This window comes from Haloferax marinisediminis (assembly GCF_009674585.1).
GTDB classification, from domain to species: Archaea; Halobacteriota; Halobacteria; order Halobacteriales; family Haloferacaceae; genus Haloferax; species Haloferax marinisediminis.
The window spans coordinates 1,536,109-1,559,625 of sequence record NZ_WKJP01000001.1 but is presented as its reverse complement, the minus strand read 5'-3'; the positions used below and the strand labels follow the sequence as shown (position 1 = coordinate 1,559,625).

Sequence of the window (23,517 nt, the reverse complement as noted above, 5' to 3'; positions counted from 1 at the left end):
ATGTTCCCGAGGGAGAGGCAAACCGCTCACGGACTCGTTTCTGTATCTACCACGACGTTCTCGGGGGTTCTCGCTGCTTGTTTTGCTGCCGCGATAGTCGCTTGGTCGCCGAGTTCTTTGTAGTGACTGTAGAGTGCGTAGACGAATGGAATCCCGAATATGAGGGCCGCACCCCCGACGACGGCCATTCCGAGTGGCGTCAGTGTCGTCTCATATTGTCCCCCTGCACCGACCACGACTGCACCTTTCATCCCTAACCCGGCGTGCGGTTCACAAACGTACTGACTGATACCATCACCGTCAAATTCGAGCGCAAAGGACTCTCCTTGCTCTGTCAGAAGCTCGCTCTCGAAGGTCCCGTCTGTTGCGACGACGTTGTGTGTACCGCCTTGGCCCGTCCACTCCCAGATGACTGTCGTTCCGGGGTCGATTCGGACTGCTGCCGGTTCGAAGGCGAAGTTACCACCGTTGCCGGCCGACCCGACGCTGATTGTGACTTCTGTGAGTCCGGTCGCATCGACAGTCCCTGCGTAGTTATCTACGTCGTCGAACCACGTTCCGAAGTCCGGTTCAGGGAAGGATGAGACGCTACTCCCAACGAGGACGTTTCCCACAACGATTGCCGCACGCATTCCGATGGTCTCGTGTGGTGTACAAGCATAGTAGCTCACACCTTCTCCATCGAAGGTGTGGTCGAACGTCTCGCCGACCACACTGAGCAGTTCGCTCTCGTAGGCGCCATCCTCGGCGACGACGTTGTGCAGACCACCGTCACCCGTCCACTCCCAGACGACTGTGGTCCCTGGGTCGATACGGACTGCGGCCGGCTCGAACGCAAACCCACCGCCGTTTCCCTCTGCGCCGACAGCGACAGTCACGGTCGATTCGCCCGTCATGTCTACGACGCCACGATAGTTTTCTACGCCTTCGAACCACGATTCGAATTCAATCTCTGTTTGCGCACGCGCGGTGGGGAGTGTCCCAACTGCCCCGAGTGTGACGGCCGTGGCGGCAGTTGTTCGCATGAACGTTCGCCGGTCGACCACCGGCTCACTGCGATTCGAACTCATGGAATCATACATGAAAGAGTAACGACGTGAATACGAAAATCTGCTTCTCAGCTTCTCAAACCCAGAGAATGAGCGCTTTAGGATATGACATCTCACCACCTATTTCCCGCTGTCTAATGACTCATCGTTCGATAACCAGAAGACAAATGTTACAGACGGTTGGCGTTGGTGGGACGCTCGCTGTTGCTGGCTGTCTCACAACCGAGCGCATTGGAAACGTGACGGTGAAATCCGTCGCCGCCCCAGCCTCGCTCAATCCTGCGATGGCTGTCGATATCGACCGAATTGCGGCAGACCCCACGGACATCCCCGGTCCGATTACACGGACGACTCCCGACACAGTCGTCGTCGAACTTGAGACCCGAGAGTTGGTTGCAGAGATAGAACCCGGCGTGACGTTCACGTACATGACGTTCAACAGCCAAATCCCCGGACCACTCATCCGTACTCGGGTTGGTGACACCGTCGACCTCACCATCTCGAACCACCCAGAGAATACGATGCCGCACAACATCGACCTCCACGCCGTCCGTGGACCGGGTGGTGGTGCCGAAGACACGTTAGTGATGCCAGGGGAGACCAAACGAATCACGTTCAAAGTTACGTACCCCGGTTTGTTCGTCTACCACTGTGCGGTTCCAAACCTAGATTACCACATCTCGGCAGGGATGTTTGGTGCAATCCTCGTCGAACCAGAAGAAGGCCTTCCGGCAGTAGACCACGAGTTCTACCTCGGTCAGCACGAACTGTACACGAACGGACAGACAGGCGAAGGGGGTCACCACGAATTCGACTTCGAAGCAATGGCACGCGAAGACCCCACGTACGTCCTCATCAACGGCGAAAAGTACGCCATCGGACCACAGGGCTACAACGACATGCAGATGAATACGGGTGAGACTGCGCGCGTGTATTTCGCCGTGGGCGGACCGAACCTGTTCAGTAGCTTCCACCCAATCGGGTCGGTTTGGGACGAAGTCTATCCACAGGGTGCCATCCTCTCCGACCCACATCGGTACGTCCAAACGACACCCGTCCTCCCCGGGAGCGCGGTTATCGCAACGCTTTCGTCACCGGTTCCGCTCCCAATCAAACTCGTTGACCACGCCCTCAGTCGCGTCGCTCGAAAAGGGTGTCTCGCCGTCATCGACGTTCAAGGCGAACCAGACCCAGAGGTGTACAACCCAACTCCGTGAGGAACCCATCAACTGAACTGACGACTCACAACTGGTCGCGACAGTTTCTTCTGAACCAAACGTATTTCTGCCTCTTGAAGTGGCACTGATTTCTTGGCTCGTCGAGGGCGATTGCGACTACTCTCTGCGGAACGACTCGTCGCCGTACTCCGCACGCATCCGCTGGAACTCCTCGTGTTGCTCGCGGACCGCCGTCGTCTGGTCCGCATATGCGTACTCGAACATCGAATTGGGGTCTGCATCGAACGACTCCATTCGGTCGATTGCATCCGCGAGCGTCTCCGTTATGTCGTCTTCCATCGCTTCGATGGAGTCGTCGTCGAGTCGGCCAGTCTCACGAAGAAACGCCTCGAACCGGTCGAGTGGGTCTTTCTGTCGCCACTGTTCGACTTCCTCGTCGTCACGATAGACCGACGGGTCGTCTGCTGTCGTGTGCGCGCCGTACCGGTACTGTATCGCCTCGATGAGCGTTGGACGGGGAGTCTCGCCCGACGCGTCGAGTGCCTTTTCCCGGGCCGCCTGTGTCACCACGTACATCGCGAGTGGGTCCATCCCGTCGACCTGCACGCCTTCGAATCCGTACGCGTCGGCTTTCTGTGCGAACGTTCGACTCGCAGTCTGTTCGTCTCGTGGCGTCGAGATTGCCCACTGGTTGTTGTTACAGACGAACAGCGCCGGCACGTCGAACACGCCCGCGAAGTTGAGTGCCTCGTGGAAATCGCCCTCACTCGTCGCGCCGTCGCCGAAGTGCGCGACTGTCACGCGTGGTTCCTCGCGGTATTTCATCGCCATCGCCACGCCGACAGCGTGTGGGAGGTGGGCAGCGATGCTGATATTGAGGGGGAAGATGTTGCGGTCTGCGAGCGCTTCGTGTCCCGCTTCGTGCCCCGCCCAGTAGAGGAGGTACTCCCACGGAAATCCACGCGCAACGACTGCGCCGTGCTCGCGGTACTGATAGGAGACGACGTCTTCGTCGGAGAGGGCGTACATCGACCCAATCTGGGACCCCTCCTGCCCTGCGAGCGACGCGTAGGTCCCGATTCGACCCTGTCGCTGGAGGCTAATCAGCCGCTCGTCGAATCGCCGACAGAAGCGCATGTCACGAAACATCGAGACGAACGTCTCGTCGTCGAGATTCGGGACGAGTTCCGGTGCCACGACGGACCCGTCGGCGTCCAACACTTGCACTCGCTCGTCCGGCCCTCGCGACAACACGTCCCCCTGCGATTCCATTGCTGACAGTTCGTTCGCTCACCGTGGATATGAAACCCCGCGTCGGTCCAATCGGCAGACTCACACGTCGCTCGTCGGGAGGACGGGTCTACGACGGCAACTTCTTCTTCAGGATTCGGATGACTTTGTCGCCGTTCGGTGTCTCACCGAGGGATTTCCCAGCACGACTCAGTACGTCTTTCGCAGTCGCACGATTCTCGTCGCGGGCACAGGACGGTTTGATCTCTCTGTCGGTGTCGTCGCAGTCGTCCGACCCGGTGCCAACAGCAACGACGCTCCCAGTTCCTCCTGCGACGGATGCCAGTACGAACACACCGACGACGACCACCCGTAGCAACGATTTTCGAGCCATGTGCTCTATGACATTGGCAAACAGTAACAAGATTTTGTAAACCAATCTGCCAGTACTGTCCGGATTTCTGTATCGTTCGGTAGAAACTGCACGGAGGGAGTTGTTCACCCCCTCAACGTAGATTACTCGTCGTCGCCAAGCCGCTGGAGGATGTCGATGAACTCCATGTCGATGTCGGTGTGGTGGTGGACGATGTGCCACTCGCCGTTTTCGCGGTGGTAGATGTTCGTCGCTCGGTACATCCCTTCGACCGACTCTCCGCCGAGTGACATCGAGACGTCCTCGGTGACGAGTTCGATTGCGACGTCCCCGAAGACTCGGAAGTGCTGGTCGGTCGGCTTTACTTCGCCTCCCTCTGCCATGTCGGCCACCGCCTGCCACGGGCCTCGAACTTCGTCCCATCCCACTTCGCGCCCTCCGATTGGGTGCATCGTCGTTACGTCGTCCCGGTGTGGCCAGAGTTCCATCATCGGGGTCGCGTCTCCGTTTGCCATCTGCGTCAGTGCGTTGTAGAATCTGTCAGAAACTGCCCGGACGCCCTCGTCTGCTTGCTTGATTGCCATTGTAGACTCTCACTATATAAATGCCGGGCGCGGCAATAAACTATCACTGTTTTTACCATACTGTGTTGTCAAAGACGAAAAGAACCTCACAAAACCGGCTGTGCCAGAGGAGCCTCATACGAATGTGTGCGCTCTCGATAGTGATGACGCGACAGCCAGCAAGGTGACTTGCACGAAACTCCGTACTCGGTCGTATTCGGATAGTCCACCAACAATTATTAACGACCATCTTGCATCTATGTTGACATGGTGATGGAGACATCCTCGGTCGAACGGCTCATGACGTCTGGCGTTTGCACCGTCGCGACTGACGCGACTGTCGAAGACGCTGTTTCGACGCTCCTCGCGGAAGGAATCAGTTCCCTCGTCGTCGTCGACGAGACGGCCACCCCAGTTGGGATGTTCACGAACAGTGACCTCGCCACGTTCGTCTCCGAGGGTGGGTCGCCGGCCGACGTGACGGTTTCAGCGTGGATGACAGACCACGTCGTCACCATCGACGCACGGAACTCTATCCGTGACGCTGCCGCGAAGATGATTCGACACGGCATTCACCATCTGCCTGTCACCGACGATGAAGGGCACGTCGTCGGAATGCTCTCGACGATGGACCTCACGGCGCACTTCTCGTATACGGGCGGAAGCGACGTCGTGTGACCCTTGGAATGTCCGCGTGACGGGTGGGCGCACGGAGCGACAGTTGGATAACGGTGTCTCCGATGACCAAAATGGCACTCACTCTGCCGACTGAGGCCACCTATCTGGAGACGTCAGTTGGGGTGACGTCGAACCGCTTGAGGAACGTCTGTACTGCTTCGTCAGCCCCGACAATCGTAATCCGTTCGTCCCCAGAGAACCGCCACTGTGGGTCGACCGAAACCGTCTGCCCGTCACCGTTCTCGATTGCGATGACGCGACAGCCGGTTTGTTCGTAGATGCGGGATTTCCCGAGTGTCGACCCCGAAAACGGCGTCGCCGGGACGCGAACGAGGCGAATCTGACTCGCCGGCGCGAGCACGTCCTCACCTCGAAGCTCCTTTGCAACCATCCTCGCGCTCACTTGCGGGACTGACAGGACGTAGTCGGCCCCGGCGGTGAACGCCTTCTGCGTGGCCTCTGCGTCTCCAACACGGACGAGAACCTCTATCTCGGGGTGAATCGACTGGGCGAGCACGGTCGTCAAGAGCGCAATCGAGTCGTCTGGGACGCCAATGATGATTGCCCCGGCGTTCTCGACCCCCGCGGCGAGCAAGACGTCTCGGGAGCCTCCGTCGCCGACGATATCGACGCCTGGACGGTCCTCGACGTCGATTGTGACGACTTCACCACCGGACTCCTCGATGACTGCCTTGGCGGCGCGACCGACTTCGCCCAACCCCACGAGCACGAAGCGCTCGTGTTCGGTGAACGACCGGGGGGGCCGGGTGAACTCGCTCAGGTCTTTGAGTGCGGACTCCTCACCAGACACCAACAGGACGGTGTTCGGACGGACGACTGCGTCCGGACTGGGTGGGAGCTGTAGCTCGCCGTCGAGCCACGCACCGACGATGTTGGCCCCGGTTCGCTCTCTGACCTTGGTCTCTCGGATGCTGCGCCCGACGAGCTCGCTCGAATCGGAGACTGGGAGCTCCATCAGACTCGTGTTTCCCCCGAGTTCGATGGTGTCTCGCAGCTCAGAGCTGAACGAGGCGACGGCTTTCTCTGCGAGGCGGTGTCCCAAGACGCCGTGCGGCGACAGCACGGTATCTGCACCGACGGTGCGCAGTATTTCCTCCATTCTGCTGTCGTCGGTCAGTGCGATGACGTCGATATCCGGCCGCATCCCCCGGACGGTGAGTATCGTGTTGACGTTCGCGTCCCCGGCGTCGGTGATGACCGTCTGTGCAGTCCCGATGCTGGCTCGCTCGAACGTCTCCGTCGCTTGCGGAGAGCCGTGGATGGCGGCGTAGCCGCGATTCGAGAGTGACTCAGCGTCCTCCCGTGAGGAGGAGATAAGCACGTAGTCGATGCCCAGTTCGCGGAGTTCGTCGAGGAGGATTGCAGAGTCCCGGCGGTATTCACAGATGATGACGTGGCCGGTTTTTGGACTGAGCCGGTCGTCAAGGTTGACCTCGGCGCCGGTAAAGAGTGGGATGATGATGAGACGGAGCGTAAAAAACCCGATTGCGATGCCGGAAATCTGAATCAACGCGACGAAGAGAAACATCAGCGGATGGCTCCAGATACCCGAGTCCTGACCGTATCCAGTGGTGGTCATCGTCTGGATGACGAACTCGAACGAGGCGAAAATCGACTGTTCGACGCCTTCGAGCCGTCCCAGCGCGTAGTTGTATGCGACGGTGTAGAGGGCGATGAGTAACACGAGCCCGATGACGTAGTAGATGACGTGTCGGATTCGACGGCTCGGTTCGAACCGGCGAATCGACTCGGGGAGAGAGGACATGTTCGGATACCTATAGTAGTACCGACCCCGTGAAAACAGTACGTGCCTCTGTGGTTCGGCGGACGAGTGCTTCAGAACAGCGTCTCGCCGTGGCTCCGAGGCAGCGAACGAGTCGTCTCTCAGCGGGTGAGACTTTCTCGCCAGAGACGAGTCTGCAGTAGCAGTTTATGCAGACGGTTCGATAGCCGATTTCTGGTCGACCATCTTCACGACCGACATATCTGGCATCCCTTTCACGCCAGCCTGCGCCATCCGCTCACGCATCTCCTCGGACCCGAAGAACGCACGAGGGTCTTCGTTGTCGTCCCAGTCGAATAGGACGACGACCTCGTTCGGATCGTCCACACTCTGGAAGGTCTGATAGCCCTGTTCTCCATGCTCAGTGCGGAAGGAATCGTTTTTATCGAACGACGCTCTCCACGCCTCAAAATCCTCTACAGTCGATTTTGCCAGTAGGTACGCCATCTATTTCACCACCGATAATGTAGGCTCTGGAGAGACATAAAGACGACATATGTTACCACTGCACAAGATTCTATCGGCGAATGTGAATTTCTCTATCGAACACGCTGACTGGACTCGTGCCTGATTACTTCTGAGACTGGGAGTAGCGGTGAGATGAGTGTAGACGTATCTCTGTATCGTCGTAAGTTGTCGCCCGGAACACTAACGGCCGGTATCATCCCGAGGCGGCGTGCCGCGTCAACCGGGAAACCCTCGTGCCAGGCGGTCCGTCTTTCGGGCGCGGACGTTCCGAAGTACGCCGGCGTGTGCCGGCCAGTAGGTGTCGCGCACCCGGGTTCGCCGTTCTGTCATCGCTCCCAAAGTGGGACAACTCGGACGGGGACTTGAGGTACGCACAAGCGTCTAGTTCACCGGGGGTAAAACGAGTTCCGACCGAGCGGTGTGGCTGAGTCGCGACACTCGGCGGCAGCTTACAGCGTGTACTCGGATTCCTTCAGTTGGACGTACTTCCCGTTGCGGTACTTCAGTTTCGTCTTCTTGTATCGTGTGGCGAGTTTCGCCGCGCTGAAGCCCGCAGAGAGTTTGGCGGTGTCGAACGCCGTGTAGCCGCCGTCTTCTGCGAGCAGTTTCCGTGCCGCTTTGAACGTCTTGTCCCAGTCGTTCGGCCCGTAGTCGTGGACGATTTCGGCCATCGCGACGTTCCGGAGGATTTCGTCGCCGATGGCGTCTTTCCACCGCTCGTTGTACTCGCTCATGTCACCCGCAGCGGCGAGTTCGCCGGCGATGGCACCAGTTCGAACGGCGACGTGGTCGCCACCTTCGTGGAAAGCCGACGTCGACCCCATCGCACCGCCAGTCACGGCGATGCCTGCTTTCGCGGGCGAGTCGATTGGTCGCGTCGACGAGATAGCGTACGTCTCGGTCCCTTTGGTCTTCCCTCGGTCTTCGACGATGGGGAAGTCCTCGTCGATATCGTACTCGTCACCGTACTCCTGTTCGAGGAGTCGGCGGATGTACTCACGTCCCTGTGGGATGCGCTCGTCGTCAGGGCGGAGGAGTTTGTAGTCGTCTCGGTCTTTCACCTCGTCGATGTCGAGGCCGATTGGCATCGTGAGACCGACCCGGCAGACGTTGTTGTCGTTCGGGAAAATCCACGGATAGGCGGTGTGGCCGGGCATGTACCCCCACCAGAACTTGATTGCACCGTCGACTTCGTCGAACAGTTCGGGCGGGAATTCTCGGTGTTCCTGATAGGCGATGTGGTTCACCTTCGGTGCGGCGAGGCGGTCGGTGATGTCGAAGGACAGGTACTTGTCGAGAACCTTGTTGGTGACCGTCCGCTGTGGACCGTCGGCGAGGATGAGGAAGTCGGCACCGATGTCCTCACCGTTCGCTAACCGAACGACGTGTCGTGGGTCGTCCGCACTGTCAGCCGCGTCGAGGTCGGTCTCGACGTCACGGACGGACGCCTTCACACGGTACTCTGCACCTGCGTCCTCTGCACGACTCCGCATCCAGTCGTCGAACTTCGCACGGTGGAAGGTGTATCCGAACTCGTCGTACGACGAGTCGATACCGGTGCTCCGAAGCGTCAGCGACTCGGTCGGCCCGATGAACTCGGCCCGGTCGAGGATGTCGAGGACGACGTCGTCTGGCATCTCGTCGGGATCGATTCCCATGATGTCCACCCAATAGTCGAGGATACCTGCTGCGTCCGTCGAATCTGGACCGAGGCCCTGTCGGTCCGCTCGGGGGACGCCTTTCTCAAAGACCACAGCGGTGGCCCCGGCCGACGCAGCGGCGTGTGCTGCCGCCGTTCCGGCCGGGCCGCCACCGACGATGGCGACGTCTACGCGTTCCATACCGCTACAGCACTTCGCTCGGCTATTAAACCCCCTGAACCGACGTGGTCCTTCACGGCTCGCCACCTGCTCGAGTAGACGACGAGATTTCGCGCGTTCGAGGACGCGTCCGCAGTCTCACTACCGTGTGTGATAACTGGGTGCGGAGGTTTATCAGGCAGTCCGGCCGAGTTCCGGGTCAATGAACGCTGACGAGCCGGGCGAAACCAGAGCACCGGTCGTGTTCCGCGACGAAACGGGAGACCTCGTCTTCGTCGACGGCGGGCCTGCACCGCAGGGCTACGCCCCCGTCGCGTGGAAACTCGGCGAAGATGGGTCCAGATTCGTCGTCGACCCGACTGTCGACGTCGTCAGCGTCACGAGAACCATCTCGAGACACCGCAGAAATCCCCGAGAACTGTAGCTCAGTGCGGGAGTTTGGATTCGCAGCACTCCGTCGTCTCGTCGTCGCTAGTGTCTAGTCGTCGCTAGTAACAGTGCGGACCGTCCCACTCCCGTCGAAACTCTCGACGAGCAACATCGTGACGAGAACCGCAGCGACACCGGCGAGGACACTCGCGATAGCGAACGCTGTCGCAACGCCGACCAGTGCTGCGAGTGCACCGACGAGCGTGGGCCCGAGGACGCCGCCGACGCCCTTCGCCGTCGACTGAAGACCCATGAGTTCCGACGCTCTCGACTTGGGGGCGACGTCACCGATGAACGCGAGCGACCCAGTCGTCATCGCCGAGAACGAGGCGGCGAGGAGGACGAACCCGAACGCACTGATGGCGAGTCGCCCCACGAGTGACCCCGGAAGACTCGACGCTGCAGCGACCAGCGTGAACGCAGCACTCCCCGCCATTCCGGTCGTGATGAGTACTTTCCTGCCGGCCGTGTCCGCGACGTGACCGAACAGATAGTTGAACCCGACCTGCAAACCGTGGTTGAGTGCGAGCAACGCGCCCATCTGTAACTCGGTGACGCCGAGACGTTGCGGGAGGTAGACCGGCATCAAGGCCATGACACCGAGAACCGTCACATTCCGCAACGCGAGCGCGACGTAGAGCCAGCGGAGACCGTTCGTCCGCAGATGTGCACGGTCCTCGCGGGCGGGGATGAGGCGGCCACGGAGTTCCGTGAGGATGCTGTTCGGATTCACACTTTTGCGTTCGGTGGTCCCGCCGAGTCGGGCCACTGCCAGCGTCGACGCGAGCGACGTGACGACGATGAATATGTAGAGGTCTGCCGGAAGGAAGATTCCAACGACGAATCCTGCGGCCAGTTGCCCGCCGGTGAAGCCAGCAGCACGAGCACTGTTGTAAAAGCCGAGTTCGCGGCCGCGTTTCTCGGTCCCGCCGAGCGAACTTGCAATCGTGAGCATCACCGGCGGGAATCCAGCGGCGAATGCGGCGTAGATTCCCCGCAGGCCGATTGCGCCCCACGGTCCGGGGTCGAAGACGACGAGTGCGCCCGCAGCGAGTGTAGCACCTACGCCGGTTGCGACGAGGACGCCTCGCTGTCGGCCAGTGACGTCTGCGATGGCACCCCAGAGTGGGGCGAAGAGCATCAAACCGAACCAGTAGGCCGTCTGGACCATTCCGACGGCGAACGTCGACCCGCCGGATGCGCCGATGAAGTAGGCTAACCCCGTCCCCATCAGGACACCGCTGCCGAATCGGGTAATCGCCGCGAAGGCGACGAGGACTCGGCTCCGAAGGGAGGGAGTGGTCACACAGGCACCTACGAAGTAATCGTATATACAACTCTGTTTCACGGCCAGACGGGTGACCCGTCCGATCAACCTGTTCCACGGCGACAAACTGCACCGGTCACATCGGTGCGATAGTAAGACGACGTACACTGATTCGGACAGATTCATCACCGACTTCGAGAATCATCCACCATGACCGACCCAGACATCGCGGTTCTTCGGCAGAAGATTCACGGACTGTCCGCCGAAGAGTTCGCAGAAACGCTTCGTGACCGACTCCCCGACCACGAGGTCGCACTCGCACGAACGCCCGCCGAGGAGCGAGACCTGCTCTCTCGCGCTCGGGTCGCGACTGGGTTCAGCACCGACGAAGAGACGCTCGACTCGGCTGACAACCTCGAGTTGTTTGCCTGTGTCTTCGCGGGCACCGGCCACCTCCCCATCGAGGCGTTCGAGGCCCACGACATCGCAGTGACCAACGCGGCGGGCGTCCACGGCCCGAACATCGCCGAGCACGTCCTCGGCAACATCCTCTACTTCACCCGACGATTCCACGTCGCCGAGCGACAGAAACAGCACAACGTCTGGCAGTCGTTCCAAACCCACGAACTACAGGGCTCGACGGTCACTGTCGTTGGCCTCGGCGCACTCGGGCAGGCAATCGTCGACCGTCTCGATTCCTTCGGCGTCGAGACCATCGGCGTCCGCTACACACCGGAGAAAGGCGGACCCACCGACGAAGTCGTCGGCTTCGACGACGAGCAAGGCCTCCACGACGCCTTCGCACGCTCCGACTACGTCGTCATCGCGTGCCCGCTGACAGACACCACGCGCGGACTCGTCGACGAAGACGCGTTCAGGTCGATGGCTCCCGACACTGTCCTCGTCAACGTCGGCCGCGGTCCGGTCGTCGACACTGACGCACTCGTCTCCGAACTCCGGAGCAACGGCATTCGCGGCGCGGCACTCGACGTGACCGACCCCGAACCGCTCCCGTCGGACCACGAACTCTGGGACTTCGACAACGTCCTCATCACGCCCCACAACGCGGGCCACACGCCGAACTACTGGGAGCGCCTGGCCGACATCATCGCCGAGAACGTCGCCAAGTTAGACGAGGGCGACGACGACCTGCGAAATCGCGTCGTCTAAGAACGGAGGAAAAGTCGGGCATCGGACCCGTTCAGTCGGTACCGCACCCGTTCAATCGTCCCGTGCCTGTTCAGTCGATTACTCGTCGCGCGTGAGCGCAGGGTTCGTCACGGCACCGTTCGCCGCCGACCCGAAGTCACGAGCGTACTTCGCGAGCACACCGGAGGTGTAGTTCGGTGGCTTCGGCTCCCAGTTTTCTCTTCGCGCTTCGAGTTCGTCGTCAGAGAGGTTCACCGAGAGTTCGCGGTTCGGAATGTCCACCGTCACCTCGTCACCGTCTTCGAGGAGTGCGATGGGGCCGCCGTCTGCGGCCTCTGGAGCGACGTGGCCGACCATCGGGCCGCGCGTCGCGCCGGAGAACCGACCGTCGGTGAGCAGTGCCACGTCGTCTTCGTGGCCCTGGCCGACGACTGCGGCGGTGACACCGAGCATCTCACGCATGCCGGGGCCACCGCGCGGACCTTCGTTGCGGATGGCGATGACGTCGCCTGACTCGACGTGTCCCTCTTGGACGTAGCGCATCGCGTCTTCTTCGTTCTCGAAGATGCGTGCGGGACCGGTGTGGTGGAACTTGTCGTCACCAGTCACCTTCAGGACTGCACCGTCAGGGGCGAGGTTGCCGGTGAGAATCTTGATTGCTCCTTCGGACTGGTACGGTTCGTCGACGGTGTAGAGGAAGTCCTCGTCGATGTCGTCGTCGTCGGGCAGGTCGAGGTGTTCGAGTTCTTCTTCGATGGTACGGCCCGTGACGGTCATCGCATCGCCGTGGAACAAGCCTGCGTCGACGAGTCGGCGGATGACGACCGGAATGCCACCGACTTCGTGGAGGTCGTTCATGACGCGAGTACCACCGGGCTGGAGGTTCGCAATCTTCGGCGTCCGGCGGGAGATTTCGTCGAACTCCTCGATGTCGAGGTCGATGCCGGCCTCGGCGGCGAGTGCGAGCAGGTGGAGAACCGCGTTGGTCGACCCACCGATGGCGACCTGCAGCGCGATGGCGTTCTCGAAGGACTTCTTCGAGAGGATGTCCGACGGTCGAAGGTCGTTTTCGACGCACTGGAGAACTGCTTCACCAGCACGACGGGCGACGTCGTACCGCTCTTTGGACTCGGCCGGTGCCGACGCCGACCCGAGCGGTGCCATCCCGAGCGCTTCCGAGATGGACGCCATCGTGTTCGCGGTGAACATCCCACCACAGGACCCTGCACCGGGACACGCGTGCCGTTCGAGGTCGTCGAGTTCCTCGGCGCTCATCTTCCCTTCGGCGTAGGTTCCGACGCCTTCGAAGACGTTCTGGACGGTGACCTCGCGGCCTTCGTGCTGGCCGGGCATGATGGACCCGCCGTAGAGGAAGACCGAGGGGAGGTCCGTCCGGATGGAGGCCATCATCATGCCGGGGAGGTTCTTGTCACAGCCGGCGACGGTGACGAGCGCGTCCATGCGTTCGCCGAACGAGACGAGTTCGACGGAGTCGGCGATGACCTCGCGGGAGATGAGCGAGGCCTTCATCCCTTCAGTCCCCATGGAGATGGCGTCGGAGATGGTGACCGTACCGAACTCGATGGGCATGCCACCGGCCGCTTCGATACCCTCGATTGCCGCGTCGGCGACGTCGTCGAGGTGGACGTTACACGGCGTGATGTCTGCGGCGGGGTTCGGGACGCCGACCATCGGTGACGAGAGGTCTTCGTCGTCGAATCCCATCGCACGGAACATCGCTCGATGCGGGGCCTTGTCGGGGCCCTCTGTGACTTCCGAACTTCGGAGGTTCGGGTCCTTGCCGCTAGAGAACACGTCGTCTGCGTCCTCTTCGCGTGGGGACTGCTGGCTCATACCTGTCCGGAACGTGTGCGCGAACTTAAATGGGGGCGACTGGGCAGACGTTGCAGTTGGATTGCGGGCGTGAGAGAAATCTACAACTCCTCTCGGCGTGTCGTTCGAGTGATGATTCACGGGGAGCGAGACACCCCGCCGAGCGACAAAGACGCTATCGTGAGCGCCCCGCGAGGTGTCGGGAAGACAGTGCTGGCGACGGTGAACCAGTATCCGAGCGTCCACAAACGGGGGTGTCACGGCGCGCTCGTCGAAGAGACGTCGGCGTTCCGCTCCGACATCGAGCAGTTCTCCGACCTGCACGTCCTCCTGTGGGACGCCGACCTCGAACAGGTTCTCGACGTGCGCGAAGATGCCGTCGCAAGTTCGGTCTCCTACGACACCTCTCGCGTCCCGGAAGTCCACATCGAGAACCAGTTTCGGTTCGTCAGCGGTTACGAAGCCACACTCTCACAGGACCTCCTCGTCGCAGTCGACGACCGCGCGTTGCTCCTCCGAAACCACGTCTCCTTCGAGCAACCGAACGAGCACACCATCTACACGCTCGTCAACTTCGGCATCGAAGACGTCCTCGGCATCGACGGCGTCGACGAGGCCTACTACGCCCACGAAGCGGGTGTCGATTACATCGTCGCGTACGACTTCGACCGGTTCGTCGCACTCGCACAACGGCGTCCATCGGCCGGTGATTCGACGTTTCACGGCCACCGAGTGGGTAGGCAGAATCACTCGTTCGGTGACCAGCGAAGTGCGTGGGCCGACATCTACGAGGACGAAGATGGGTGGCTCACCCCCAACGACGTGGCGACCGGGCGCGTCGACGCCGGTGTCGGTCTCTACGTCGGCCACGAGCAGGAGGTATCGTGGCTCACCGGTATCGGATTCGGGACGACCCACCGTGACGCGATTACGGCCGCGACGAACGTTCTCGACACCGGGTACGACCCGATTCGAGACTCCTTTCACGCCGCGTGGAACGACTGGCACGAAGCCGTCAGAGACGGGCCGACAGGTGACCCGACGGCAGACCGGATGTACGACCTCTCGATGACGAGCATGAAGTGCGTTCAGGACCCTCGCGGGCCGATGATTGCGGGCGCGTTCAAACCGATTCACTTCGAATACAAGTTCGTCTGGCCCCGAGACCAGGTGATACTCATTCAAGCGCTCCTCGCGGCCGGAGCGAGTGCGGAAGCACGCGACGCGCTCGCGTGGTTGGATTCGGTCCAGATTGCCGATGGTGTCCGCGGGCCTCGCGGTATCGAGCGCGGCGGGTCGTGGTGGCAAAACTACTTCGTCGATGGGACGGCCCACTGGCGAGCGCTCCAACTCGACCAAGTTGGGGGGCCCATCTACGCGCACTGGCTCACGTGGCGTGAAACTGGTGACGACGGGGTCCTCGACGCACACTACGAGATGTCTCGCCGAGCGGCCGAATTCCTCCTCCAGTGGGACAACGGGTGGGGGTTCCCGAAGAAGAGTCAGGATACGTGGGAGGAAGTGTGGGGTCACGCGACCGCCGGGAGCGCCGCTGCAATCGCCGGGTTGCGCTGTATGGCCGAACTCGCCGACGCGAGCGGTGACGACGTGTTCGCCGGACAGTGTCGGGACCAAGCGGCAGTCTGGGCCGAGAACATCGACCGCTACTGCTTCAAGCAGGACACGCCCTACGGCGACCACTACGTCACTGCCGACGCACCGGAGGGAAACGAGCACCCTGCACCCGATAGCCGACCCGACGCTGCGGCGTTCATGGCTGTTTGGCCGTGGAACGTCGTCTCGGCGACGCACCCACCGATGCAATCGACGGTCAGACTCGCCGACGAGCAGTGGTGGCGTGCAGACAAGACGCCGTGCGTCGACCGGTATCCCGGCGACGATTACACGCCGACTGGAACCGCCGAAGACGGTGGGTGGCCCCTCTGTGAAGCCTACGCCGACATGGTCCGATGGCTCGGCGGCGTAGACGACGACGCCGTCTCAGACCACATCTTCGAACACGCCGAGTCGTGGGCGACGGCCGCTGGACTCCTCCCCGAACGCGTCGATGGGAACGGCGACGTTCGGTGGAACTCGAACCTCCAGTGGGCGCAGGCGACGTTCGTCCTCCTCGTCGAGAGTCACGTCCGTGGTGTTCCCTTCGGGATGGCTCCTGATGGGTGAGAACGTGACTTTTGATGGGTAAAACTCGACGCTCTACTCGGTATCACGCCGTGCGAGGCCCGTCAAGTGCGGTGCCTCGGCGACGATTATCTCGCTCGTTCCGAGGCGGGCGGCGTTCTCACTCCCCGGAAGGCAGAACGCTGGCATCTCGTCGACGATTCCCGCCGTCGCGCGTGTCCCGACGACGCGCGTTCCAATCTCGTCGAACGAGAGACTGCGGAACAACTCGCCGAACCCCGGCAGTGACTTTTCGAAGAGTTGCTCGACGGCTTCGACCGTCTGGTCGTCGGGCGTGACACCAGTTCCACCGGTCGTGATTGTTACGTCTACGTCGCCACGGTCCGCCATCCGGGCGACTTCAGTCTGGATTTCGTCGAAGTCGTCGTCGACGACGCGGCGAACCGAGATAGAGTGGCCGGCGTCGTGGAGAATCGCCTCGATGGCGTCGCCTGCAGGGTCGTCGTCGACAGTGCGAGTCGACGAGACGGTGAGCACTGCGAAGTCGAGTTCCACCACGTCGTGTTCGTGGTGGTCGTGGCTGTGGCTATGGTCGTGGGTGTGACCGTGCCCGTGCTCGTGGTCGTGACTGTGGCTATCACCGTGGCCGTGGTCGTGACCATGGCTGTCTCCATGCCCGTGGTCGTCGTCGCTGTGCTCGTGTCCGTGCCCGTGGTCGTCGTCGCTCACGGCGCTGGCTTCGTCGTCGGGCGGTAAAATTCCCGCGTCGGTCGTCACTCGGTGTCGTCGGAACGCTGTTCGCCGATAGACGAGAGTGTGACCAACTCTGCGTCGTCCTGAAGCGACGCGAAGCAGTCGGTCACCCACGAGATTGCCTCGGGGTCGTCGTTGAGGGCGAGTCCACCGACGCCGGTGTCTGTGTAGACGACGATGCCGGCCTCGTCGTCGACGGCCCAGAGACCGAATCCGAACGGAATCTCAGCGCGATAGATGTTCACCGCGTCCTTCTGGAGTTGTTCGACCATGACTGCACGCGAACGGGGCGCATCGAGTAGTTTCCTGAGCAGTTCGTTGGCAACGATCATCTCGACTTCCGTCCCACCCGCGGTCGCCGCATCGTAGAATGGTTCGAGTTGGCCGGTGATTGCAACGGGCGCGATACCGTAGAGCCTCTCGCCCTCTTCGACACTCGTGAACAACTCCTGAATGACGCCGTCTGGAATGTCGGGACTCGACGTGAACACTCTCGCGCCAGCGAAGAGTGCCGGGTCGAGTGGTGCGTCTCGTGGGAGCATCCGAAGGAGGTCCTGTGCGTTCGAGACGCCGTGGATAGCCCGTTCGTACCGCTCGAACGATTCGAGCGCACACCGGCCGACGACTGTCAGTTCGTAGTCGCCCTGTTGCTTCCGTACGAACCCGACGCGCTGGAGGTCACGAAGAACACGGTCGACAGTCGACCGCGACGTATCGAGGTCCTCGGCCAACGTTCGCTTGTCGCGAGGGCGCTCGGCGAGCGCTTCCACAAACCTCGAACGATGTACGAGGAGGTCGAGCAACTCTTCACCACGCTGCGCTCGATTCTGCGTCATCGGCAGAGAACGCCCCTCGATAGCCGCCCATCGTGACGTGCGGCGCGTTCGTCGGCTCGTCCCAACTGCGACGGAAAGTGACCTATCATATTTTGAATTAGTGTGTGTCAGACTTCGCTTTCCCTTCTACTCTGGTGCCCATAATGAGTGTGTCCCATGTGAACACTCGTATCGTGGCCAAATATTCGACAAATAACGAACTATGAGAAAGACAATTGGCGTAAACTTATGTTTTTATCATATGCTTTCATGGGTCCGAACGAGATGAAAGCAGTCCAATTCAGCGAGCATGGAGATCGAGACGTTCTCGAATATGGCGACTTCCCTGACCCCGAAGTCGGTCCCGAAGAGGTACTGGTCGACGTGAAGGCGGCCTCGCTCAACCACCTCGACATCTGGACTCGACGGGGTCTCCCGGGCGTCGAATTAGAGATGCCGCACATCCCCGGCAGCGACATGGCGGGCGTCGTCACCGAAGTCGGCGAACGAGTGTCTCGATTCGAAGAAGGCGACCACGTCGCACTCATCGCGGGCATCGCCAGCGGCGGCGACGAGTTCTCGCGGAAGGGCGACCAGACGCTCGCCCCGGACTTCCGCATCATCGGCGAACACCTGCGTGGTGTCCACGCGGAGTTCGCCGCCATCCCCGAAGAGAACCTCGTCCCTGTCCCCGAGGACGTCGCGTGGGAAGTTGCTGGGTCCGCGTCGCTCGTCTTCCAGACGGCGTGGCGCATGCTCATCGACCGTGGTGAACTCCGCCCCGGCGAGAAGGTGCTCGTCCTCGGTGCGTCCGGTGGCGTCGGCCACGCGGCCGTCCAAATCGCCGACTACGCTGGTGCCGAAGTGTACGCGACTGCGTCCACCGACGAGAAGTTGGAGTACGCCCGCGAGTGTGGTGCCGACCACGTCATCAACTACGAAGAAGAGGACTTCTCGAAAGAGATTCGCAAACTGACCGATGGCCGCGGCGTCGACATGGTCGTCGACCACATCGGTGACGCAACGTACAAACAGTCGCTCAAGAGCCTCGTCAAAGGTGGCCGCGTCGTCACCTGCGGTGCGACGACCGGACCGGACCCAGGTGCAGGTCTCAACTACATCTTCTGGAACCAGCTGTCGGTCATCGGGTCGACGATGGCGACGCCCGGCGAAGCAGACGAAGTACTCGAACTCGTCTGGGACGGCACGTTCGAGCCACGAATCCGCGAGACGCTCCCGATGAGCGAGATCGACCGTGCGCACGAACTCATCGAGGAGCGACAGGGCTTTGGCAAGGTGGTCGTTATCCCAGATAGTGAGCTCTGACACCACGTCTCGGGAAGATACCTACGTTCACCGCCCGGGCGAGTCCGATATCGGAGGTGACGAACCGGAACCGAAAGGCTTCGGCACCCGTGGGTGGGCCCTCGTCGGCGTCGTCGCCTTCTGTTTCCTCGTCGTCCCCGGCGCGGTGTACCTCGTCCCGTCGCTGCCGGCGATGGTCGGACTGCCGTACATCGCTGCGATGTTGGCACTGCCGATGCTTCCGGCAGTCCTCCTCGGCGCTGTTGCGGTCTGGTCGATGACGGCGGCGACTCGTGGCGACGACTGACCGAGTCGCTCTGACGACACCTGTTTTTCTCTATCGCACCACCGAAGCGGTCTGGCCGTTTTGAACGGTCGAATTGCGGGCCAATATAAATAGTCTCGACAACGCTTATCGTCAATCGTGAGTTATGATAACATGTAGCGATGTTCGAACGATTCTCCAGCGGCTACTACCTCGGACGATTGTACGTCGAACCGTACGATGGGACCGAGGCGGCCATCCAGCGTACCGAACACGAGCAGTTGAACGAGCACGTCTACGCGACCGGATGTGGTGTCGAGCGAATCGACTATCCGCTCGTCATGAAACTCGACAGTGCCCACTTCCCCGTCGTTGGTGACGATGGCGTTCCTGCAGGGACGCTCGTGCTTCCGCGCGATGCAGTCGGCCCGAACACGCTTCCGGACGACAGACCGGTTCTCCTCGCTGACGCCACTCGTGCGGCAGAACTGCTCCGATACGCCGGGTACGACCTCGACGACCTCTCGGAGTCGCGTCGAAAGACCTGACGTGACCTGACGGTGCCACACCTCCCGCACAACTGCACCGAGTAGCCGAGGCGTTCGACGTCCGAAGTCTCAAGTGGACGGCCTGCACGCTTCCGAGCATGCTGGACGAGTTGTTGGGCCGGGCCGAACTCAAAGAGCGCATCGCGGAGTTAGAAGACGAACGCGACGCGTTAGCAGGCCGCCTCGAAGGTGAGTCGGACCGGCGGAAAGACGCGGTCCGTGCGCGACAAAACGCTGAAGCGGAGGTCAACCGCCTCGAAGACCGTATCACTGAACTCGAAGACCGAGTCGCGCGCCTCTCCGGCGACGACGACTCGCTCGACTTTCGCGGGACTGAAGACCTTCGTGGTGGTCGCCTCCGCGAGGTCGTCAGTCGCCTCGACTCCGTCTCGACCGCGCCCGAAGGTGCCCTGACTGCGGTCGTCACCGACGAACAGTCGATTCCGTCCGCCGTCGAGTCCGCTTTCGGCGACCGTGCGTCACTCGTCCGCCGGGCCGCCCCCTGTGTCGCACTCACCGACGATGCCGGACTCGTGAGTGTCGCCCTCTCACCACCGCGCTCCGCCGACCAGTTCGACGCGTGGGGCGACGGGTTCCTCCTCGACACAGACTGGTTCTTTCCTACCCCGGAGACCGTGGTCGCGCTCGTTCGCTCCGACCTGTTCGCCCTCGGCTACTACGAAGACGACGAACTCGTCTACGAGACGGGGTTCGAGAGCGACGTGAAGTCGGCACACTCGAAAGGAGGGTTCTCACAGGCACGCTTCGAACGTATCCGTGAGGGCCAGATAGACGACCACCTCGACGCGTGTCACGACGCCCTCGACGACCACCTCGGCGCCGAGACAGACCTCGTCGTCCTCGGCGAACGGACGGTCCTCGGCGAGTTCCGCGAGCGAGCGTCACTGACCGCGACGGTCGATGCCAGTGGCGACCCCGAGGCGGCCCTTCGAGAGGCCTCGCGTGAGTTCTGGACGACGCGACTGTTCCGAATCTGAGTCCCACATCAGTGCGGAACTCCCGCCGACGGTCCCGCCAAAGACGACTCGGCGACCATTCGACTCTTCGGTGACGATTCACCGACAGACGCTGCCGAATCGCCCGACCTTTTAGGGTGGCACGTAGTCTCACCCAGTATGAGCGACCCACAACGAGTCGTCGTCCTCGCACACGAGAAGTTCCCCGACCGCGCGAAGACCGCTACGGGCGTCCTCAAGTACGCCGACTACGACGTGGTTGCCGTCCTCGACCGAGACAAACCCGGAACCTCGACAGCAGACCACCGCCGTGACCTCCCAGACGTCCCAATCGTCTCTTCGATGGCCGATGCGCCCGAGGCCGATGCCCTCCTCATCGGCATCGCCCCCATCGGTGGCGGGTTCGACGAGACGTGGCGCGAAGACGTTCGGACGGCCCTCGAACGCGGCTGTGACATCATCGCTGGCCTTCACTACTTCCTCAACGACGACGAGGAGTTCGCCGCACTCGCCGCCGAACACGGCTGTGACATCAACGACGTTCGCAAGCCACACGACGACATCGGCGTCGCACAGGGTAAGAGCGCGGACGTCGACGCAGAAGTCGTCCTCACCGTCGGAACCGACTGCTCTGTCGGAAAGATGACCGCGACGCTCGAACTCGTCGAGGCCGCCCGCGAGCAGGGTATCGACGCAGGATTCATCCCGACGGGCCAGACAGGAATCATGATTGCCGGGTGGGGCAACCCCGTCGACCGCGTCGTGAGCGACTTCACCGCAGGGTCGGTCGAAGAGATGATTCTGGAGAAAGGCGACGAGTACGACGTGCTCTTCGTCGAAGGGCAGGGCAGTATCGTCCACCCTGCGTACTCCGCAGTCACCTGTGGCATCCTCCACGGCGCGATGGCGGACAAACTGATTCTCTGCCACGAGTCCACCCGCGAGGCGATTCACGGCTACGAGTCGTTCGCGCTTCCTGACCTCTCGGAGTACGTCTCGCTTTACGAGAACCTCGCGGCCCCCGTCCACGAAGCCGATATCGTCGGTGGCGCGCTCAACACCTCGAACGTCGAAGACGACGACGAGGCTTCCGCAGCGGTCGAAGCGTTCGCCGACGAACTCGGTGTCCCCGCTGTCGACCCCGTCCGGCAGGACGCCGCAGCCTTCATCGACGAGGTGTTTTGAATGCTCTCGACCGAGTTCGAGCGCATCTCGATGCCACTCGCCGACCCGTTTGGAATCTCCCGTGGGACGCAGACGGAAGCCGAGAACGTCGTCGTCCGTATCGAAGACGAAGGCGGGATGACGGGCGTCGGCGCGGCCGCGCCGTCGACTCATTACGGGGAGACTGCAGACACCGTTGAAGCGGTCCTTCCCGCCCTGCTCGACGTCGTCGAAGCCGTCGGTGACCCCCACGCAATCGACCGAATCGAACGCCAGATGGCGCAGACGGTTCGTCGCAACCCGGCCGCCCGAACTGCGGTGAGCATCGCCCTCCACGACCTCGCTGCGAAACGACTCGGCGTCCCGCTCTACAGACTCTGGGGCCTCGACCCCGAACGGTCTCCGACATCGTCGTTCACCATCGGTCTCGACGACCTCGACACGATTCGTGAGAAGACCGCAGAGGCGTACGAAGCAGGGTACGACATCCTCAAAGTGAAAGTCGGAACCGACCGCGACAAAGCCATCATCGAGGCCGTCCGCGACGAGGCACCTGGCGTGACTATCCGTGTCGACGCCAACGAGGCGTGGACGCCCCGTGAGGCCGTCGAGATGAGCGAGTTCCTCGCAGACTACGGCGTCGAGTTCATCGAGCAACCGGTTCCTGCCGAGGACTACGAGGGTCTCAAATTCGTCTACGACCACTCGGCGCTCCCCATCGCGGCCGACGAGTCGTGTATCACGGCCGACGACATCCCGAAGATTGCCGACCGCGTCGACATCGCGAACCTGAAACTGATGAAGTTGGGTGGACTCACCGAGGCGAAGCGTGCGATTCACACTGCCCGCTCACACGGTCTCGAAGTCATGCTCGGCTGTATGATAGAGACGAACGCCGCAATCGCCGCTGGGTGCCACCTCGCACCGCTTCTCGACTACGTCGATCTCGATGGGTCGCTCCTCCTCGCGGACGACCCGTACAAGGGTGTCCCGATGCCACAGGGAGCAATCGACCTCGACGCACTCGACCGTCCGGGAACTGGCGCGAAGAAGAACTAACAATCGTTCACTCGGCCGAATCACTCGCTCGTGTGTCCGAACCCCGTACAGTAATTTGTTCAGTATTTTTCTCGCCTCTCAGGAACGAACTGATACCGATATGTGGGGCCGTGGTGTATGTTATCATGTGGTGTCTGCGCGCCTCGGAGATTCCACTGCGTGACGCGTGGGCCAACACAGCAACGAGGTGATGAAAATGGCGACTCGAGCCGGAACTGAGGAACTGTACCAGCAAGACGACTCCCAAGTAAAATCCGTGAAGAAGCAGTTTGATGCTTTCTTCTGGGGTGGTGTCGTCGTCATCGCTGGTGTACTCCTTGCAGTCGATAGTCTGGGGGCGCTCCCACAAATCGCGCAAGGTGATATCTGGAGTTGGTTGTTCGTGGGAGTCGGGGCGTACGCGCTCTTGCTCGGAGCGGTTCGTCTCTCTTCTCCGAACTACCCAAACCCAACGACTGACGATTACTTCTGGACCGCCATCTTCTTACTCATTGGTCTCGGCGGCTTTGCTGGATTCACGCTGACGTGGCCACTGGTAGTGGTTCTGTTCGGCCTGTCCATCCTGACGAAAGCCTTTCTCTCGGGTCGGTCGGCACAAGCCTGACCCACAGTACTTGTTTTTCAGTCGGCCTCGACGCACTCGACCGG

At 61.5% G+C, this 23,517-nt stretch carries 23 protein-coding genes; 12 read left to right on the top strand and 11 right to left on the bottom strand.

Annotated features, from left to right (window positions below):
- Positions 1 to 26: 26 nt before the first annotated feature.
- The gene (locus tag GJR98_RS08110; RefSeq protein WP_225316385.1) at positions 27 to 1,070 is read right to left on the bottom strand and encodes a halocyanin domain-containing protein; all 1,044 of its coding nucleotides are present in this window, start codon (positions 1,068 to 1,070) and stop codon (positions 27 to 29) included.
- A gap of 146 nt (positions 1,071 to 1,216) precedes the next feature.
- On the opposite strand from GJR98_RS08110, the gene nirK reads away from it, so the two are divergent.
- Positions 1,217 to 2,266, top strand: a complete 1,050-nt coding sequence (gene nirK / locus GJR98_RS08105; RefSeq protein WP_225316384.1) for a copper-containing nitrite reductase — start codon at positions 1,217 to 1,219, stop codon at positions 2,264 to 2,266.
- A gap of 117 nt (positions 2,267 to 2,383) precedes the next feature.
- On the opposite strand, the gene pdhA is transcribed toward nirK, so the two are convergent.
- The 3 genes from pdhA to GJR98_RS08090 all read right to left on the bottom strand — a co-directional run bounded on the left by pdhA (position 2,384) and on the right by GJR98_RS08090 (position 4,414).
- Positions 2,384 to 3,499: a pyruvate dehydrogenase (acetyl-transferring) E1 component subunit alpha gene (gene pdhA / locus GJR98_RS08100; RefSeq protein ID WP_151137186.1), complete on the bottom strand. Its 1,116-nt coding sequence runs from the start codon at positions 3,497 to 3,499 to the stop codon at positions 2,384 to 2,386.
- A gap of 88 nt (positions 3,500 to 3,587) precedes the next feature.
- Complete coding sequence (locus GJR98_RS08095) at positions 3,588 to 3,851, bottom strand: hypothetical protein (RefSeq protein WP_151137184.1); 264 nt, start codon at positions 3,849 to 3,851, stop codon at positions 3,588 to 3,590.
- A 122-nt stretch (positions 3,852 to 3,973) separates the two neighbouring features.
- Complete coding sequence (locus GJR98_RS08090) at positions 3,974 to 4,414, bottom strand: YybH family protein (RefSeq protein WP_151137182.1); 441 nt, start codon at positions 4,412 to 4,414, stop codon at positions 3,974 to 3,976.
- Between the two features lie 279 nt (positions 4,415 to 4,693).
- Here GJR98_RS08090 and GJR98_RS08085 point away from each other — a divergent pair, with 279 nt between their 5' ends.
- Positions 4,694 to 5,071 carry a CBS domain-containing protein gene (locus tag GJR98_RS08085; RefSeq protein WP_195759378.1) on the top strand — a complete coding sequence of 126 codons (378 nt, stop codon included), beginning with the start codon at positions 4,694 to 4,696 and terminating at the stop codon, positions 5,069 to 5,071.
- A 100-nt stretch (positions 5,072 to 5,171) separates the two neighbouring features.
- Here the strand turns inward: GJR98_RS08085 and GJR98_RS08080 are convergent, their stop codons facing one another.
- The 3 genes from GJR98_RS08080 to GJR98_RS08070 form a co-directional block, all read right to left on the bottom strand.
- Positions 5,172 to 6,857, bottom strand: coding sequence for a potassium channel family protein (locus GJR98_RS08080; protein ID WP_151137178.1), 1,686 nt, complete (start codon positions 6,855 to 6,857; stop codon positions 5,172 to 5,174).
- 165 nt (positions 6,858 to 7,022) lie between these two features.
- Positions 7,023 to 7,322 carry an antibiotic biosynthesis monooxygenase gene (locus GJR98_RS08075; protein ID WP_151137176.1) on the bottom strand — a complete coding sequence of 100 codons (300 nt, stop codon included), beginning with the start codon at positions 7,320 to 7,322 and terminating at the stop codon, positions 7,023 to 7,025.
- Between the two features lie 470 nt (positions 7,323 to 7,792).
- Positions 7,793 to 9,184 carry an NAD(P)/FAD-dependent oxidoreductase gene (locus GJR98_RS08070; protein WP_151137174.1) on the bottom strand — a complete coding sequence of 464 codons (1,392 nt, stop codon included), beginning with the start codon at positions 9,182 to 9,184 and terminating at the stop codon, positions 7,793 to 7,795.
- 181 nt (positions 9,185 to 9,365) lie between these two features.
- Between GJR98_RS08070 and GJR98_RS08065 the strand changes: the two genes are divergently transcribed.
- Positions 9,366 to 9,587, top strand: a complete 222-nt coding sequence (locus GJR98_RS08065) for a hypothetical protein (RefSeq protein ID WP_151137172.1) — start codon at positions 9,366 to 9,368, stop codon at positions 9,585 to 9,587.
- Between the two features lie 54 nt (positions 9,588 to 9,641).
- On the opposite strand, the gene GJR98_RS08060 is transcribed toward GJR98_RS08065, so the two are convergent.
- Positions 9,642 to 10,898, bottom strand: coding sequence for an MFS transporter (locus GJR98_RS08060; RefSeq protein ID WP_191965437.1), 1,257 nt, complete (start codon positions 10,896 to 10,898; stop codon positions 9,642 to 9,644).
- A gap of 171 nt (positions 10,899 to 11,069) precedes the next feature.
- On the opposite strand from GJR98_RS08060, the gene GJR98_RS08055 reads away from it, so the two are divergent.
- Entirely contained in the window at positions 11,070 to 12,029 is a 960-nt protein-coding gene (locus GJR98_RS08055) for a D-2-hydroxyacid dehydrogenase (protein WP_151137168.1), read from the top strand.
- 78 nt (positions 12,030 to 12,107) lie between these two features.
- Here the strand turns inward: GJR98_RS08055 and ilvD are convergent, their stop codons facing one another.
- Entirely contained in the window at positions 12,108 to 13,862 is a 1,755-nt protein-coding gene (gene ilvD / locus GJR98_RS08050; protein ID WP_151137166.1) for a dihydroxy-acid dehydratase, read from the bottom strand.
- 111 nt (positions 13,863 to 13,973) lie between these two features.
- On the opposite strand from ilvD, the gene GJR98_RS08045 reads away from it, so the two are divergent.
- Entirely contained in the window at positions 13,974 to 16,025 is a 2,052-nt protein-coding gene (locus GJR98_RS08045; RefSeq protein ID WP_151137164.1) for a glycoside hydrolase family 15 protein, read from the top strand.
- Positions 16,026 to 16,058: 33 nt separating this feature from the next.
- Here the strand turns inward: GJR98_RS08045 and GJR98_RS08040 are convergent, their stop codons facing one another.
- A complete protein-coding gene (locus tag GJR98_RS08040; protein ID WP_151137162.1) occupies positions 16,059 to 16,712 on the bottom strand; it encodes a MogA/MoaB family molybdenum cofactor biosynthesis protein in 654 nt (217 codons plus the stop codon).
- Between the two features lie 44 nt (positions 16,713 to 16,756).
- Positions 16,757 to 17,572, bottom strand: coding sequence for a helix-turn-helix transcriptional regulator (locus GJR98_RS08035; RefSeq protein ID WP_151137160.1), 816 nt, complete (start codon positions 17,570 to 17,572; stop codon positions 16,757 to 16,759).
- Between the two features lie 264 nt (positions 17,573 to 17,836).
- Here GJR98_RS08035 and GJR98_RS08030 point away from each other — a divergent pair, with 264 nt between their 5' ends.
- From GJR98_RS08030 to GJR98_RS08000, 7 genes are all read left to right on the top strand, one after another.
- Complete coding sequence (locus tag GJR98_RS08030) at positions 17,837 to 18,877, top strand: zinc-binding dehydrogenase (RefSeq protein ID WP_151137158.1); 1,041 nt, start codon at positions 17,837 to 17,839, stop codon at positions 18,875 to 18,877.
- A complete protein-coding gene (locus GJR98_RS08025) occupies positions 18,867 to 19,163 on the top strand; it encodes a hypothetical protein (RefSeq protein ID WP_151137157.1) in 297 nt (98 codons plus the stop codon). Before GJR98_RS08030 ends, GJR98_RS08025 begins: the two co-directional genes overlap by 11 nt.
- Positions 19,164 to 19,303: 140 nt before the next feature.
- Positions 19,304 to 19,669, top strand: coding sequence for a DUF5802 family protein (locus tag GJR98_RS08020; RefSeq protein ID WP_151137155.1), 366 nt, complete (start codon positions 19,304 to 19,306; stop codon positions 19,667 to 19,669).
- Between the two features lie 98 nt (positions 19,670 to 19,767).
- On the top strand, positions 19,768 to 20,667 hold the full coding sequence (locus tag GJR98_RS08015) for a Vms1/Ankzf1 family peptidyl-tRNA hydrolase (protein WP_151137153.1): 900 nt from the start codon (positions 19,768 to 19,770) through the stop codon (positions 20,665 to 20,667).
- Positions 20,668 to 20,805: 138 nt separating this feature from the next.
- A complete protein-coding gene (locus GJR98_RS08010; RefSeq protein WP_151137151.1) occupies positions 20,806 to 21,831 on the top strand; it encodes a DUF1611 domain-containing protein in 1,026 nt (341 codons plus the stop codon).
- A complete protein-coding gene (locus GJR98_RS08005; RefSeq protein ID WP_151137149.1) occupies positions 21,832 to 22,869 on the top strand; it encodes a dipeptide epimerase in 1,038 nt (345 codons plus the stop codon).
- Between the two features lie 196 nt (positions 22,870 to 23,065).
- Entirely contained in the window at positions 23,066 to 23,473 is a 408-nt protein-coding gene (locus tag GJR98_RS08000; RefSeq protein WP_151137147.1) for a hypothetical protein, read from the top strand.
- Positions 23,474 to 23,517 lie beyond the last annotated feature (44 nt).

Excerpts from the sequence above, each read along its gene's own strand:
- GJR98_RS08085 (WP_195759378.1), top strand. The coding sequence starts at position 4,694 with ATGACGTCTGGCGTTTGCACCGTCGCGACTGACGCGACTGTCGAAGAC.
- GJR98_RS08070 (WP_151137174.1), bottom strand. The coding sequence starts at position 9,184 with ATGGAACGCGTAGACGTCGCCATCGTCGGTGGCGGCCCGGCCGGAACG.
- GJR98_RS08080 (WP_151137178.1), bottom strand. The coding sequence starts at position 6,857 with ATGTCCTCTCTCCCCGAGTCGATTCGCCGGTTCGAACCGAGCCGTCGA.
- GJR98_RS08095 (WP_151137184.1), bottom strand. The coding sequence starts at position 3,851 with ATGGCTCGAAAATCGTTGCTACGGGTGGTCGTCGTCGGTGTGTTCGTA.
- GJR98_RS08075 (WP_151137176.1), bottom strand. The coding sequence starts at position 7,322 with ATGGCGTACCTACTGGCAAAATCGACTGTAGAGGATTTTGAGGCGTGG.
- GJR98_RS08110 (WP_225316385.1), bottom strand. The coding sequence starts at position 1,070 with ATGAGTTCGAATCGCAGTGAGCCGGTGGTCGACCGGCGAACGTTCATG.
- GJR98_RS08010 (WP_151137151.1), top strand. The coding sequence starts at position 20,806 with ATGAGCGACCCACAACGAGTCGTCGTCCTCGCACACGAGAAGTTCCCC.
- pdhA (WP_151137186.1), bottom strand. The coding sequence starts at position 3,499 with ATGGAATCGCAGGGGGACGTGTTGTCGCGAGGGCCGGACGAGCGAGTG.
- GJR98_RS08065 (WP_151137172.1), top strand. The coding sequence starts at position 9,366 with ATGAACGCTGACGAGCCGGGCGAAACCAGAGCACCGGTCGTGTTCCGC.
- GJR98_RS08005 (WP_151137149.1), top strand. The coding sequence starts at position 21,832 with ATGCTCTCGACCGAGTTCGAGCGCATCTCGATGCCACTCGCCGACCCG.
- GJR98_RS08015 (WP_151137153.1), top strand. The coding sequence starts at position 19,768 with ATGCTGGACGAGTTGTTGGGCCGGGCCGAACTCAAAGAGCGCATCGCG.
- GJR98_RS08030 (WP_151137158.1), top strand. The coding sequence starts at position 17,837 with ATGAAAGCAGTCCAATTCAGCGAGCATGGAGATCGAGACGTTCTCGAA.
- ilvD (WP_151137166.1), bottom strand. The coding sequence starts at position 13,862 with ATGAGCCAGCAGTCCCCACGCGAAGAGGACGCAGACGACGTGTTCTCT.
- GJR98_RS08055 (WP_151137168.1), top strand. The coding sequence starts at position 11,070 with ATGACCGACCCAGACATCGCGGTTCTTCGGCAGAAGATTCACGGACTG.
- GJR98_RS08020 (WP_151137155.1), top strand. The coding sequence starts at position 19,304 with ATGTTCGAACGATTCTCCAGCGGCTACTACCTCGGACGATTGTACGTC.
- nirK (WP_225316384.1), top strand. The coding sequence starts at position 1,217 with ATGTTACAGACGGTTGGCGTTGGTGGGACGCTCGCTGTTGCTGGCTGT.
- GJR98_RS08090 (WP_151137182.1), bottom strand. The coding sequence starts at position 4,414 with ATGGCAATCAAGCAAGCAGACGAGGGCGTCCGGGCAGTTTCTGACAGA.
- GJR98_RS08035 (WP_151137160.1), bottom strand. The coding sequence starts at position 17,572 with ATGACGCAGAATCGAGCGCAGCGTGGTGAAGAGTTGCTCGACCTCCTC.
- GJR98_RS08000 (WP_151137147.1), top strand. The coding sequence starts at position 23,066 with ATGGCGACTCGAGCCGGAACTGAGGAACTGTACCAGCAAGACGACTCC.
- GJR98_RS08045 (WP_151137164.1), top strand. The coding sequence starts at position 13,974 with ATGATTCACGGGGAGCGAGACACCCCGCCGAGCGACAAAGACGCTATC.